Source organism: Cocleimonas sp. KMM 6892, assembly GCF_035798195.1.
Lineage (GTDB): Bacteria > Pseudomonadota > Gammaproteobacteria > Thiotrichales > Thiotrichaceae > Cocleimonas > Cocleimonas flava.
The window spans coordinates 201,863-217,323 of the sequence record NZ_JAPFBV010000001.1 but is presented as its reverse complement, the minus strand read 5'-3'; the positions used below and the strand labels follow the sequence as shown (position 1 = coordinate 217,323).

Genomic DNA, 15,461 nt, shown 5'->3' with positions numbered 1-15,461 from the left:
AAGCTTTATTAGAAATAATAAAAAAGTGCCTCAAAGTAGGGGGGTGTGTTTGATTATATTTCTGTATTTTCAACTTCTTTGGATTTATAGCCGAGTTCTTTAGTAAATTCATTTTCGACATGACTTGTAACCAATAGCTTTTCTGTAGAGCGTGTTAGCGCCACGTACAGTAATTTTGCCTCAGAAATTTTATTGTGATTCTTTCTTGGCATAAACCCAACACCAGATACGGCGACAACAGGGAATTCTAATCCTTTGCTACTATAAATTGTCATGATTGTGACGCTATCATCATTCGGATTATATGCTTTCTTCATCTTTTTAGTTCCCAGCCATTTACTAGGAATACCAGCATTAACAAAAGCTAACTGCAATTTTTGCCCTATCCATTTACTATGGCAAGTTACACACATATCCATCCAAGGAATTGAATATTTGCTATTAAGTATTTTGAAAGCATGGATGATATATCTAATTTCTTGATCGTGATCCTCAAGAACCATGACTGCAGGTTCTTTGCCTTTACGTCCCGCAGACGTTGGCTCAATTAATGGAACATGATCCTCATCACTTTCTTCAGCCTTAAAATGGTAGCTTGCAAATCGATATGCAAATTTGATGATCTCGTCTGTATTTCGATAATTAACCCGAAGAATTGTGGTTCTACCACGGGCTTGAATATCAACACTAGAAAGGCTGAAATCTAGATTTTTCTTTTTATAAATTGATTGCGCATCATCATATAAAAGTAGTAATGAATCAGTATCTGGATTTACCATGCTTGATATCAGCTTTAGCCACTCTGGCTGAAAGTCGTGACCCTCATCAATCATTATCGCGCCATACTGATCTTTTGGAATACTACCTACTTCTGTTGCTTGAATAACGTTTTCTACTAAGCCATTTACGTAATTAGGTCCTGCAGATGGTTTATCAATATGATATCTGGTTAATTGCTCACCACACCAATCATGAAAATGATAAACATTTACTTTATCAGCAATATCATGTGAAACCATTATCTGCCTGAGTTGTGCAGCTAAAGTGATGTTAAAACACAGCACTAAAATCGGTTTCTCAATTGTTTGTGCTAAATATAAACTACGATACCCAAGGATAAGTGTTTTGCCAGAACCAGCCACACCATGGATAACGCGATGACCGTTTCCAATACTTCGAGCAAGCTGTTCTTGCTGCATATCCATAACTTTAATTATTTCAGGGATGATTTTTTCTTTTTTAGAAGATTTATTGGAAATTGTATTTGCAAATAAGTCGTCTTGAATTCCAGTATTGATTCTGATCTCAGGGAATATATGCCAACGAATTCTATCTATTTGGGGAACTGTTAATGGTTTTTTGAATTGATAGATAAACATGTTCCAAAGAAGTTTTTGGAAATCTTCAGGATCACTGTTTTCTGTCATTTCATCCTTACAAATGACTTGGTGAGGTGGAAGTACGTCACATAGATTAGTGTCATTAAATTGTTTGCGAGTAATATTACTTAAAACTACGCCATAACCATAAGGTGTAATTAACTTACCTTTATTTTCACCATCTTTATTGATTAATTGAGGATCTTTGGCTAATTCATTTATGAGTTGATAGGAGCACTGTCTAGCTTGCTCCAATGGATTTGTGACAGTTTTTTGTCCCGAGTTAGTATTGATTGTGAATGTTTTTTTATTGATTGACTGGATGGTGTCAATTTTCCAATCTTTAACTTCCAATAAAAGCAGACCTCTCAATGGATGAAGAATTATAAAATCAGTGTAGCGCTGTCTTTTGCCAACCGGCATTTCAAACCAGCACAAATAGTCATCTTCAAGTAATTGTTCGATACGCCTTGCGAATCGTTTTTCGCCCGCCTGCATTCTACGAAGGCAGCTATTCAGGGATGGAATCAGCTTAGCCATTGTCATTCTTGTTATTAGTTGTATTAAGGCAATACTACTTTATTCTTAATAAGGTAAAAAATATTTCAGATAAACGAGTGTTTGATTCATGCTCTGAACTTGTGGATATGATGGAAATAATTCTTTTGTAAAAAAAGTGCCTGAAAGTAGGGGGGTGAGTCTAGATATATAATTTTCTTATCTTTTCTATATATTCTATTTGCTATGGAGTTATACCCTTACATACAATATCTAGATGAAAATAGGTCTGTATGAAGAAATTGTAAGCTTAGTGCTTTCTCGTAAATTAGAAGAAGGTAATCATTCCCCAATATTTGAGCCTTTAGAGGTTGTTGATAGCCATAATTTTCTGGCTCAATACTTGTATCGGGTTTTGGCGCAAGGCTTATCACAAGTAAAGTCAAAGGAAGGGATTGATAAAGATAAAGATAGACAGCAAAGTCGACTTAATCAACAAATTGAAATTTGTAATGAAATCATTCAAGTGTTTCAAGCCAGAAATATAGAAGAAATAGAAAATTTCAAAGTATCAGAGCAAGCGCAACGCTTGATGGCTGTTTTGGAAAAAGCTACTGACAAAAAATCACCCCCGCGACCAGATACACCTCTAGCTTTAGGTTCTTTATTAACTGGAACTCAACGTGACCCTTCACTTATTTCTCAAGTAAAAAAAGAAATCGCTTCAGCAAACAGAATCGACATGCTTGTTTCATTCATTAAATGGAGTGGAGTAATGTTAATGAATGAGCAGTTAAAAGAATTTACTAAAAATCCAAATAAAAGACTTCGAATTATCACTACTAGCTATATGGGGGCAACTGATTTAAAGGCGATTCAATGGTTAGAAAAATTACCAAATACAGAGGTCAAAATAAGTTATGACACACATCGTACTCGGTTACACGCCAAAGCATATTCTTTTCACAGGGAAACTGGTTTTAGTACTGCTTATGTAGGTTCTGCAAATTTATCACAAGCAGCATTTACAGATGGACTCGAATGGACAGTTAAAATAAGTCAGTACGAACAGCCTTATCAATGGCAAAAAATTATAGGTACTTTCGATACCTATTGGAATGATAGTGAATTTGAAACATTTCGCGCTGATGATGAGGTGCGTTTGAAGCAAGCTTTAAGCTCAGAACGTAACTCTTATACGGATAATGAAACTTTTGTATTACCGAATTTTGATTTAAAACCTTATGGCTTTCAAAAAGAAATACTAGATCAAATACAAGTAGAGCGTCAGCTTCAGCAAAGACAGAAACACCTAATTGTCGCAGCAACAGGCACAGGTAAAACGATGATTGCTGCTTTTGATTTTAAGCAGTGGCGTATTGATTTCAAAGCCAAAAATGGTAATCAAGAACCAAAGCTTCTATTCGTGGCTCATCGAATGGAGATACTCAGGCAATCACTGATAACTTTTCGTACTGTATTACGCGATCAAAATTTCGGTGATTTAATGGTTGACGGTATCCAGCCTGAACAAACAGATCAGTTATTCATTTCAATTCAAACTTACAATGCTAGAGACTTTACAGAACTCTTGGATGCTACACATTATGACTACATAGTGATCGATGAATTTCATCACGCATCTGCAATGAGTTACCAAGCTCTTCTTAATCATGTTAACCCTGATTGCCTATTGGGACTCACTGCAACTCCTGAACGTGGAGATGGAAAAGATATAACTATATATTTTGACGATCATATTACTGCAGAGATTCGTTTACCCGATGCAATCAATAGGAAATTGCTTTGTCCTTTCCATTATTACGGTATTTCAGATTCGGCTGATTTTTCAAATTTGAAATGGAGCAGAGGTGGGTATGTTCCCAGTGAAATTAGTAACTTACTCACTGGAGATGACAATCGAGCAGTGTTGGTTATAGAAAAAACAACAGAGACAGTATTGGATATATTGCAAACTCGCGGATTAGGATTCTGCGTATCTAAAAGTCATGCTGAGTTTATGTCTAAAAAGTTTAACCAAGCAAATATCCCTAGTGATTTTTTAACTTCAGATACAAACAAAATAGATCGAAATAAAGTACAGCAACGTTTAGTAAACAAAGAAATAAATTTTATTTTCGTGGTCGATCTTTATAACGAAGGTGTCGATATACCTGAGATAGATACAGTGCTATTCCTCCGTCCAACTGAGTCATTAACAGTATTTCTTCAACAACTCGGTCGTGGTCTTAGGCTTAATGATGATAAAGATTGTTTAACGGTTCTTGATTTTGTAGGGCAATCACATAAAAACTTTCGTTATGACCTGCGTTTTAATGCGTTAAATAGTAATAATAAACGACGAATAGATGACGAGCTTAACGATGATTTTCCCCATCTCCCAGCTGGTTGTAGCATCCAACTTGAGCGTCAAGCTCGTGAGATAATTTTAAAAAATATAAAAGAATCTTTCTTTAGAAATAAACCAAGAATTATTCAGCACATTCAGAGTTTTACTGCAGATACGGGTCTTACATTAACTTTAGATAACTTTCTTCGTTACTATCGAATGAATCCTGATGAAATTTATAAACGAGCCTCATGGACACGTCTTTGTGTGCTTGCAGGAGAAATGGTTGATTTTAATGAGCCAGATGAAGAACAACTCACAAAGGGTTTTCGTCGTTTAATACACATCAATGATCATAGTTTTATAAACAAAGTTGTAGATTGGTTAAATCATTCTTTCGATGAAAATCATTTATCTGATAATGATATTAAACGACTTACAATGTTACATTTCACGCTCTGGGGTGATTCATTCAATGCGACAAACGTCAGCGAAAGCTTTAGAAAGCTGGATGATAATCCCACATTGAAAAGTGAACTAAAAGATTTATTGAGACTGTGTAAAAACTCAATTGTGAGTGTGCCAATGGATGTTACTTTACCGTTTGATACTCCGCTTAAACTACATGGTCGATATACACTCAAAGAAATTTTAGTAGGTTTAGGACGACATACATTAAAAGTGCAACCTGCTATGCGTGAAGGGGTGATGCATTTAGCTAATCTTAAAGCTGATGTTTTCTTTGTAACACTAAATAAGTCTGAAAAGCATTATTCACCTACGACTTTATATGAGGACTATGCAATTAATGAGTCACTGTTTCATTGGCAGAGCCAGTCCAATACATCAGCAGAATCACCAACAGGTAAACGTTACATAAACCATCAATCTGAAGGATATACACCACTTATATTTGTTCGTGAAGAACGCAAAAGAAAGGGAGGGCTAGCAGAACCGTATTATTTTCTTGGATCAGCCAAATATGTAAGTCATGAAGGTAGCCGTCCTATTAGTTTTATTTGGGAGTTGGATTATCCAATGCCAGCACATTTGGTTCGTGAAGCGGCTCATTTATCAATCGCTTAATTCTAGATAAAAAGTGCCCAGCCGTAGCGTAGCGGAGACAACGTCGGAACACAGTGACGGCGACCCGAAGGGCGAATAAAATGAGTCAAAAGTAGGGGGGGTGACTTAACTTAATAAAAAAACGCGGTAACTCATATACGTAGGTTAGATAAGCTTGCGCCATCTGACGCATGATTGTGGGCACATAATTAGCCCCACTACTGTTGGTAATAAATCTCTCAAAACCCAGATGACGCTATCGCTTATCTAGGCTACATCCAGGAAAATTTTGGTTGCCCACAATTTTATTTATAAATAAGCCCGATAATTTCCGGGCTTATTTGTACCTGATATTTCCACATTCATTTTTGCCTAACCAAAAATGAAAAACAGCCTATAAGTACGGGGGTGACCAAAAACAGCCTATAAGTACGGGGGTGACCAAAAACAGCCTATAAGTACGGGGGTGACCAAAAACAGCCTATAAGTACGGGGTTGACCAAAAACAGCCTATAAGTGGGGGGGGGGGCCTTAACAAATTAAAAACTGCCACTACACGCTAAGTTCTAGTATCGCCTTAAAGGCGAGCTAGTACTAAGCTTTGCATAAATTCCAAGGTCGTTTTAAAAAACAAAAACGAGTTGTCATTCAAAACCAGGGGGGTGACCTTAATTATACCTCTGCCGAATACGGATCTTCAGCAAGTAAATAAGCCTTCAAGTCTGCCTGTTGTGGTTGTTCATTTAACCAAGTCCTGAACTCTTTTACTTTTTCATAGCTATCAATTCCAAATTTGTCTTTATAGAGATTGCTAAAGGTTTGTTCTGCGCTGTTTTCTCTGATTTGGCTTTGCGATTGGTTTGTTACGATTGCATTTAACGAACCTGCCAAGCCTTCTGCTTTAAGTATTTCCCACTCTCCTCCATCTAACCAAATTCCACCGACAGCGGAGCTGTAATCTAAACGATGTTGATTAGATGCTGAGATACGGAATTTTCTCATGATGGCACCCGATGCAGGGCAGATTAATGCCTTTTGGGTATCTTCGGCTTCTGGTTCGATTTTTATATCTTCAGAAAATTGATAGTCTGGGTTACGCGCTAACCATGCCGCGTAATCTTCTATGAGAATCCAGTTTCCACCACAGTCTGTGCAGGTATGAGCGGGAAACTGTCCTTCAATACTACTGGGCATTAGAAAACCGTTGTTGCAGCTCGTGCAATTCATTCTATATCTCCATTCTCAAAAAAACTGCTCATAAGTAGGGGGGTGACTAAAAACAGCCTATATACACGCTAAAGTCTAGTATCGCCTATCGGCCAGCTAGTCTTAAGCTCTGGCATACATGAGTTGTCCATTTCTGAGAAACGAAATGGCAATCTCATGGTAAGTACTGGGGTGACCAAAAACAGCCTCGCGAAGCATAAATTCTATTTACGTTTTAAAAGGACTAAAACGTAATATCTTTCATAACTAAGGGAGGTACAAAAAAGTCAGTTTGATTTTGCAACATCGTAGTTTTAAGTTGAGTGGAGAAATAATGGGGCTGAAGGGAGATCGTTCGTTCCATACTCAAACAACCTTTTGCTCTTGGCCATTATTCCATTCGATTTGCTATGAATGTAATTTATCTTTGGTTATAATAAAATCTATTTTTATATAAAGGGTTGTTATGAAAGTCATTGAATTTAGTGGGATAATTTTAACGTGTTTAGCTTTTACAGCTTGTGGCGGAGGTGGTAGCTCTAATACAAGTGATTCTGTAGAAACAACAGATTCAGCGGATTCATCAGACTCATCAGACTCATCAGACTCATCGGATACATCGGATACATCGGATACATCGGATACATCGGATACATCGGATACATCGGATACATCGGATACATCGGATACATCAGATACATCAGATACAACTGACGTAGGTTCTTATAATGCTTACGCTGGTACAGGAATTGGAGCAGTAAGATTAAAAAGTACTATAAATCAAACTACAGGCGAAGTTTCTACAATTAATTATCATACAGTCCCAAATGGAAAAATAAGTTCTACGACTAGTGTTGAAAATGGGTATGTAACAACAGCAACTTTTCAATATTCTGATGCAGGATTTAGATTATCTAATATCTTTTCTGATTCTACGGATCCAGATACAGGATCTGTTAGTCTTTCTTTGGATTATGGGACGATAAATTTTAAGCCTTTAACGAGACCTGTTTTAACGAGTATTGATGCAGTTTCTGAGGAATGTGCAAGAATTGAATCTAATATAAAGTTTAACTACTTGCTTAATGATGCTGGAGAAGCTATTCGTCAAACCGGAAGTACTAGTAGTGGAACAGGAGTTAGTGAAACTGAAACTGATTGTAATACTTTTACTTTTAGTGACCTTGACTCTACAAATACGTTTGATGATTTAGGTAGACTAATAAAAGTAGTTCTTGGAGTTCCTGGTGGAAGTTCGGGTTTTACAACGACTTATGAATATAATTCTTCACATCAAATGATCAGAGAGTTGCATGGCATTAATGAAGATTATTTTACTAAAACGGAGTATCAATACGAAGGTCAATTAGTTAAAACGGCAAAAGAGTTTTACTTCAATTCTGATAATAGTACATGGATACAAACGGATTATATTACGTTCCAATATGAGGAAGGAGCTTGTTTTTATCATTATCTTCCTGCTACAGCGTATTTGCCGAATCAAGCAGAATTAAAGCAGATTTGCCCTCATTAGTTTATTTGCTAAAACAATTTACTAGTTTTTAAAATGGTACGTTTATAAAAAGCACGGTAGGTTGGGCTGACGTTAGGAAGCCCAACAAATCTCAAACCTAATCAATTTCGTTGGGGTTCGTTCCTTACCCCCCCCCAACCTACATAAAAAATAATTTGGCCCCCATAATTTGATCAATAAAAAGCCCGAATACTATCGGGCTTTTTTGTACCCGCGATTTTTACTTTCATTTTTTGCCTACCAAAAAATGAAAAACAGCCTCGCAAAGCATAAATTCCCATATCGTTTTTATAAAACAAAAACGAGTTGTCATTCAAAGTGGTGGGGTGACCTACAAATTCTTTTCCTTCTCTTTCTCTTTTCGAGTCAAACGTGAAAACCATTTCGCTTTTTCTTGCGAGGCTTCTGAGACTTCTTCCAGTTCGCGATTCATTGCTGTCATGCCTTCTACGATTTTAACGCGGTAACCCGCATACGTAGGTTAGATAAGCTTGCGCCTTCTGACGCATGATTGTGGGCACATAATTATCCCCACTACATTTGGTAGTTAATAATCTCTTAAAACCCAGATGACGCTATAGTTTATCTAGGCTACATTCAGGAATATTTTGGTTACCCACAACTGTATACCAAACTAAAAACGCCCAAAAGTAGGGGGGGTGACCTAATTCATACCTCTGCCGAATACGGATTTTCAGCAAGTAAATAAGCTTTTAATTCTGCTTGTTGTGGCTGTTCATTTAGCCAAGCCCTGAACTCTTTTACTTTTTCGTAGCTATCAATTCCAAATTTGTCTTTATAGAGATTGCTAAAGGTTTGTTCTGCGCTGTTTTCTCTGATTTTGCTTTGCCATTGGTTTGTTACGATTGCATTTAACGAACCTGCCAAGCCTTCTGCTTTGAGTAATTCCCACTCTCCACGGTCTAACCAAATTCCACCGACAGCTGAGCTGTAATCTACTCGATGTTGATTAGATGCTGAGATACGGAATTTTCTCATGATGGCACCCGATGCAGGGCAGATTAATGCCTTCTTGGTATCTTCGGCTTCTGGTTCGATTTTTATATTTTCAGAAAATTGATAGTCTGGATTGAGCGTTAACCATGCCGCGTAATCTTCTATGAGAATCCAGTTTCCACCACAATCTGTGCATGTATGAGCGGGAAACTGTCCATCAATACTACTGGGCTTTAGAAAACCGTTTTTGCAATTCGTACAGTTCATAAATTGAATCCTTTAAAAAAAAGTACCTCAAAGTAGGGGGGTGACTCTAAACTCTATTATTTAATCTCTTTAAACAACCTAAATGATCAGCCGTCAGCATCAATTATAATTCTATATTTCGAGCTTCAAGTGGTTTGAGTACTCTCAGTGAATAGTATTGAGATGCCCATGATTATTTTTGACTATTTTGTTTGAGGCTCTTTAATATACTGTTATTAACTTCTTCTGCTGGTATGGTTTTTTTACCATTGTTTAAGCTTTCAAGCCTTTCTATGAGCAAAGCATCTAGCTTTTCGTTTCTTCTGTTCTCTTTTTCATTTATGTATTCTTCAAGTGGCAGTGATACATTCATGAGACTTTTCCTTTAACAACAATTATTGTTAACTTATCAGGTTCTTGTGTATTTTTAAATTAAGAAAAAGTGCCCGTTACACGCTAAGTTTTAGTATCTCTTCAAAGGTGAGCTAGTGCTTTTTTTAAAAAAAGTGCCCCAAAGTAGGGGGGTGGCTTTCTTAGGCTCACCAAGAGCCAAGAAAGTCCGTCGTAGATTCCGTAAGGAATCGTCGACGTACAATGGTCGATAAACCACTAAATCTGTTCAGCCACAAATGTCTTCGGTTAAACGCTTACCAAGAGCCAAGAAAGTCCGTCGTAGATTCAATAAGGAATCGTCGACGTACAATGTGCGATAAACCACTGAATTTATTTTAATCTATATAAAATAAAAACTTACAACCCTTTTTCCTTCTCTTTCTCTTTTCGAGTCAAACGCGAAAACCATTTCGCCTTTTCTTGCGAGGCTTCTGAGACTTCTTCCAGTTCGCGATTCATTGCTGTCATGCCTTCTACGATTTTAGAGAGTTGTACTACGATTTCTTCGCTGGTGGTTTTTTGTGAGCTGTTTTTATTGCTCATGTTATCGGATAGCGCTTTTAGTGATTCGGCTAATAAGGTGTCTGTGGCTTTTGGTTCTGCCAGCGACTTCTGCACATTCTCGATGCTGTGAGACATATTGCTGAGTGAGGTGGCGAGTAGAATCGAGGCTTTGTCGGCTTTTGATTCGGTGTCTGCCGTATCGCTTTCAGCGGCTTTTTCTGATGCCTGCTGCATCGCTTGTAACGAGCTTTTCAGAGTGGTTGAAATATCAGATAACTGCGTGACGAGTTTTTCGCTGCTGTCGTTTTGTTTCAGTGATTGATTTACCGCTTCGATATTGTCGACCAGGAAGCCTAGCTTTTCACTAATGTCTAAGCCGATGGTGGCTTCTTCATTGCCGGTCATTTTATTTTTCATGAAGTCTTTTTTGATTGCTGTCCAGCGCGCTTTCTGTTCTTTGGTCATATTGCCGCGTAGTTCCGCAAGCTTTAATAGATTTTCTTCTGCGCCGTTGGTGAGCAGTTGCGCTTCACCCAGGTAATGATCTTCGATCATCTGCATCATTTCTTCTTCGTTCATTACCGCTGATAGCTTTTCTGCCATTTTATTCATATTACGGTAACTGCCTTGCAGCTTGAACGGTGGCTCTTTTCGGTAGGTATCGTTTTGCGCGGCTGAGGCGATGTATTGCTGATTTACTTTCAGGATGACTTCCTGAATTACGAACATTTTCTTTAACACTTCGACGATTTCGTTTAGCTCTGCGCCGCTGTAATTGTGTTTGAGATCGGTGGAGGCGACTTGCTTGCCTTTTGCCATATCAATCAGTAAATAGGTGTCTGACATTTCTCGCGTTGCCAATGGTGCAAGCACGGGATTGGCGGTTAAGCTGTTTTCGATATAACTGAGTGAGAAGGCTTCTTCGTGATCGCCGAGCATGTCGCCGAGGTTGTAAATATCGGCACGGTTGGCGAGCATGTCGGGTATCTGGAATACATCACCAGATTCGGTGTAAGGGTTACCTGCCATGATGATGCAGAAGCGTTTACCGCGCATATCATAGGTTTTGGTTTTACCTTTCCAGATGCCATCTACGCGACGTGTGCCGTCACTTAATGAGATGAATTTCTGTAAGAATTCTGGATGGGTGTGTTGAATATCATCCAGATATAGCATGACGTTGTTGCTCATTTCTAAGGCGAGATTGAGTTTGTTTAACTCTTGAGCGGCGGTCGCATTCGGTGCCTGTTCTGGATCGAGCGATAATACATCGTGCCCTAGTGAAGGACAGTTGATCTTCATGAAAATCAATCCCAAACGGCTGGCAACGTATTCCATTAAGGTGGTTTTACCGTAACCGGGCGGCGAAATCATCATCAACAAGCCCATCAAATCGGTGCGTTTATCTTCGCCGACGGTTCCCATTTGTTTTGCCAGGTTGTCGCCGATTAATGACAGGTAGAGTTCATTGATAAGACGGTTTCTAACAAACGAGGATAACGGTCTTGGTTTAAATTCATCCAGACGTAGAGATTCTGCCGATTCTTTCATGATACGGCTACGAATGCTTAAGTAGTCGTGATAACCGGGGAGTACATGCGTTCTATGTTGATGATAGCGACTTAAGAAGTCATCTAAACTCAGGTGTAATTGTTGTTTGTGAATACGTGGATGGTCGCCCATTAAATCGCTGATGGTGATTTCCAGAGCGGTATTGTTTTCTTTCCACGTAATCGATTCACATAACAGTAAAGCGACCGCTTCTGGCACGTAATGCGCCAGAGTTTGATTTGCTTGGCTGTTTTCATCTTTGTTTTGTTGCGCTGCTAACATCGCAGTTAGCCATGAGCTTGCGAGTGCCCAGCGTTCGTGATGTTGGTTGTTGAGCTGTTCTAAACTGCTTTCAAAGGTCTTCCATGCTTTGGCGACTTGCAGGTTACGACGTAACTCATCCAGTAATTTTTGCGCGTATTGGCTGGAGACAAAGTTGATTTTTTCCTGTGCCAGTTCCTGACTTAAATATTCGCAACTGCGTTGTGCGGTCGCTTCATCAATCGTGATTGGATAGCTTTCAAGAAAGAGATTAAATTGCTGCTGGATTTCCTCCTGTAATCTTGTGCTTGCATCGTGGTGATTAAATACATCGACCAGTTGCTTGGCGCTTAAGGCACGTTTTTGCCAGCTATTTTGCGGTGCTTGCGTTTGTGTGACTGACCAGAATAGTGCAGCTAAGCCTCTTTCTAATGGTGGAAAGCGTAATAAACCACTGGTTGTTTGAATCGGCAATAATTGCTGTAGAATTTTGCTTGCATCGTGATCGTGAATGCCTTTCTCATACGCTTCTTTGTAACGTGGCGTGGCGAAGTCGTGAACGATTTTTACCAGTTCTGCTTCGTCCTTCGCCGCAATTTCGAGCATCGCTAAATCGAGATTGTCTTGTTTCAATGTGGCTTTTTCTAAAATTAATCCCGCCAAATATTCTGCACGATAAAGCACTGCTGATTCGGATTCGATATCTACATGCCAGAAGGCTTTTTGCGCATTCAGCTCTGCGTTATCAATCGGCTCTACATAGTCGGTGCCATTCAAGTGCAGGTTTAAGCGATCGTCTTTAAACAGAATGCTTAAATCGAGTTCCTGCGTTGTTACACTAAAGCGATGGCGTGGGCCTAATTTTATGACCTTGCCGCCTTCTTCATAGATTTCTGACTTGTCACGCTGTGAGCGTAAGGCTTGGTCTTTGCTATTTTTGAGTCGGCTTTCTATGTCGTCTGCTTTTACGCTGTCGTCAATCTCACGTAGCTTTTCAGCAATATCGCGAATTTTAATAACGAGCGGATCAGAGGCGAATAAGGTGTTTAAGGCATCAATATCGCTGAGCTTTTGCGTGCGTCTGTTTAATGAGGTGAGGATTCGTTCTGCCGCGTCGAGCAGGTTTTGTGCACGACGTTGGCGTTCTGCTATCAGTGATTGTTTGTGCGTTTCAAAGGTTTCATAAACTTCGTCGCGTTTGCTGATGATGTCTGCGAGGAATTCATCGTGTTCGCTGAACTGGCCTTCCAGTTCTTCCAGCTGTACCAATAATCGGTTGAGTTGTTCGTCTGCTTTGTCGGGCGATGTTGCTAGTCCGACAGCGTTGGCGATGCTTTGGCTAAACAGCTTGAATTGAACGCTAAACTGGGCAACCGCTTCGGCTGAACCTAAGTCCTTATATTTATGGCGTGCGCGTGCTTTGCTCTGATTTAATTTGGCATAAATGCTGGAGATGCTTTCGATAATGCGTGTGCGAATCGTGGCATCTTCAACATGTAAGGTAGAAACTAATTCGGAGATTAGGTCGAGGTCACCTGCCATCTTTTCATAGTTTTCGATGACGGTTTTAATTTCTGCGCGGGTTTTGGCTTGTTCTGCCTCTTTATCCAGCTTATCGAGCTTTTGCTGATAGGGAATTAATGATTTCTCTTCCGATAAAAACTTAAGCGTCTCTTCACCTAGCGCTTCTTGCTTTTCAACCAATGCCACATCCATATCTTTGATGCGGGCCTGGTCGATATAGCGGTATTCTTTGATCGTGAGTAAGTGCCCGCGTTGTTTGCGGATGCTGTCTAAAGCATCGACAAATTCTTCGACTTTATCCCAGCTATCAGACAATAATTTTGAAAATATATCCGCCTGAGTTTGCTCTGCTTCCTGCATTGCCTGATCAGCGCGTTGGCGAATGCTTTCTACTTTTTCGAATTCATCGAGAACCAGTTCTGAGGTTTTACTGATCTTTTGTAAGGTGCTTTTAACATCAGCGAGTTCGGGTTTATCTAACCAGTAGTAAGCGCTCTGTAAACGCTCTGAGGCTTGCGATAGTTCGTTATACACACTGGCTGAAGCGGATTGTTTATCAATGGTACGAGAGATGCTGTATAGCTCTGAAATACCACGAACCAATTCGGCATTACCGATATTGGTGTAAAAAGAAGCATTAGTGTTGGTGTTAGTGGCAAATTCTTCTGAGGTGAAAGCGGTTTGCCACACTTGCATCGGATGAATGCGCGTTGGCTCTTCGCTTTCTGAGCTGAAGATCACCATTTTGCCGTCATCATAAATACTGTAACCATGTCCGAATAAGGGATTGGCGAGATCTTTCTCGATCATATTGTATGAGAACAGCGCGATTCTGCCTTCTTCTGCTTCATAAAATACATACAGAATATCTTCACCATTCGGCGAGCGGATACTGCGTTTGAAGCGCATGCCTTTGGTTTTTTCGGCGAAGGTGTTTATCTCACCGTTTTGCAGGTAAATACCACCGGGGAAAATAATGCCGTGATCTTCTGGAAGCTGTTGGCAGGATTGCCCGATTTCATCAATACGGTTAACCTGGTTGTTTTGTTTGTTAAACACCAAGTAGCGTGTGACTTGTTCTTTGTAAGGCGTGATTTGTAATAGTACAAATTTACCTAAGTCGGCATAAGCAATAGCTGCATCGTCAATCGACTGGTTTTTTTCATCGACCGGTTCGGCGTAAATGCCTTTGCCCGTTTCTGTATTGTTTTCGACTTTTACGGTGAGGTCGCCACCAATGGTTTCGACAAATACCGTATCAAGTATGTTGATGTGTGGATGTCTGCCGTTTACTGAATCTTCACGCGTGGTGTTTACCCATTCGAAATCATAAGGTGAGGGCAGGGCAATATCGTATTCACCACGATTATCAATGTAGGTGAGTTTGTTCTGATTATCTATGCTCCAGCGAAAAACACGGATATCGGTGATTTGCGCGCCGATCTGGAAAGAGGCTAAGAGCTTATTATCTTTAACAAGGAGCTGAATTAATCGCGCATTTTTGTAATAGGTATAAAGCTCGTTAAAGTCTGCGACAAACGATGCTTCACCGAGAAAACTTTCTTTTATGGGAAGTGTTTCAAACTCATATTGCCCGTCTTTTTCGACAAGCTTGTAGAGCATGAAAACGTCTTCAATATGTGTTTCTTTTTTGAGACCGATAAAAACGTTGTAGCCAAAAATTAAGGTATCGCCAACCTGGGCAATATCTCTGGCGATACAGTTGTTTTCTGTACGAACACGCAAACGCCCAAGCACGCTCATTTCTGAGCTACCAAATTCCTCTAAACGCGCTTCGTTTAAGGTTTTAGTGTGCGTTTCGAGATCATTGGCTTGCTGTTCAAGACGCTTACGAATGATCTCGTAAGCGCTACTTTCAGATACAGCTTGATCTACAGCGTCGCTATTTGTATCAACTGTAGTATCTACAGCCGATTTTTCGCCGTTATTGCTGTTATTGCCTTTGTTAATATTATCGGACATAGGATAAGGT

The 15,461-nt window shown here is 39.5% G+C and carries 7 protein-coding genes; 2 read left to right on the top strand and 5 right to left on the bottom strand.

Going from position 1 to position 15,461, the window contains the following annotated elements; translation table 11 throughout:
- Positions 1-53: 53 nt before the first annotated feature.
- Positions 54-1,919, bottom strand: coding sequence for a DEAD/DEAH box helicase (locus tag OO007_RS01020; RefSeq protein WP_325807355.1), 1,866 nt, complete (start codon positions 1,917-1,919; stop codon positions 54-56).
- Between the two features lie 235 nt (positions 1,920-2,154).
- On the opposite strand from OO007_RS01020, the gene OO007_RS01015 reads away from it, so the two are divergent.
- Positions 2,155-5,313: a DEAD/DEAH box helicase gene (locus OO007_RS01015; protein ID WP_325807354.1), complete on the top strand. Its 3,159-nt coding sequence runs from the start codon at positions 2,155-2,157 to the stop codon at positions 5,311-5,313.
- 651 nt (positions 5,314-5,964) lie between these two features.
- On the opposite strand, the gene OO007_RS01010 is transcribed toward OO007_RS01015, so the two are convergent.
- On the bottom strand, positions 5,965-6,519 hold the full coding sequence (locus tag OO007_RS01010; protein WP_325807352.1) for a zf-TFIIB domain-containing protein: 555 nt from the start codon (positions 6,517-6,519) through the stop codon (positions 5,965-5,967).
- Positions 6,520-6,964: 445 nt separating this feature from the next.
- On the opposite strand from OO007_RS01010, the gene OO007_RS01005 reads away from it, so the two are divergent.
- Complete coding sequence (locus tag OO007_RS01005) at positions 6,965-8,032, top strand: hypothetical protein (protein WP_325807350.1); 1,068 nt, start codon at positions 6,965-6,967, stop codon at positions 8,030-8,032.
- Positions 8,033-8,701: 669 nt separating this feature from the next.
- On the opposite strand, the gene OO007_RS01000 is transcribed toward OO007_RS01005, so the two are convergent.
- From OO007_RS01000 to OO007_RS00990, 3 genes are all read right to left on the bottom strand, one after another.
- Positions 8,702-9,256 carry a zf-TFIIB domain-containing protein gene (locus tag OO007_RS01000; protein ID WP_325807348.1) on the bottom strand — a complete coding sequence of 185 codons (555 nt, stop codon included), beginning with the start codon at positions 9,254-9,256 and terminating at the stop codon, positions 8,702-8,704.
- A 172-nt stretch (positions 9,257-9,428) separates the two neighbouring features.
- The gene (locus OO007_RS00995) at positions 9,429-9,608 is read right to left on the bottom strand and encodes a hypothetical protein (protein WP_325807345.1); all 180 of its coding nucleotides are present in this window, start codon (positions 9,606-9,608) and stop codon (positions 9,429-9,431) included.
- A gap of 377 nt (positions 9,609-9,985) precedes the next feature.
- Complete coding sequence (locus OO007_RS00990; protein ID WP_325807344.1) at positions 9,986-15,451, bottom strand: DNA repair ATPase; 5,466 nt, start codon at positions 15,449-15,451, stop codon at positions 9,986-9,988.
- Between the last annotated feature and the right edge of the window lie 10 nt (positions 15,452-15,461).

Bases quoted from the DNA above. Each gene is read 5' to 3' on its own strand.
- OO007_RS01015 (WP_325807354.1), top strand. From the start codon at position 2,155: ATGAAAATAGGTCTGTATGAAGAAATTGTAAGCTTAGTGCTTTCTCGT.
- OO007_RS01000 (WP_325807348.1), bottom strand. From the start codon at position 9,256: ATGAACTGTACGAATTGCAAAAACGGTTTTCTAAAGCCCAGTAGTATT.
- OO007_RS00995 (WP_325807345.1), bottom strand. From the start codon at position 9,608: ATGAATGTATCACTGCCACTTGAAGAATACATAAATGAAAAAGAGAAC.
- OO007_RS01010 (WP_325807352.1), bottom strand. From the start codon at position 6,519: ATGAATTGCACGAGCTGCAACAACGGTTTTCTAATGCCCAGTAGTATT.
- OO007_RS01005 (WP_325807350.1), top strand. From the start codon at position 6,965: ATGAAAGTCATTGAATTTAGTGGGATAATTTTAACGTGTTTAGCTTTT.
- OO007_RS00990 (WP_325807344.1), bottom strand. From the start codon at position 15,451: ATGTCCGATAATATTAACAAAGGCAATAACAGCAATAACGGCGAAAAA.
- OO007_RS01020 (WP_325807355.1), bottom strand. From the start codon at position 1,919: ATGGCTAAGCTGATTCCATCCCTGAATAGCTGCCTTCGTAGAATGCAG.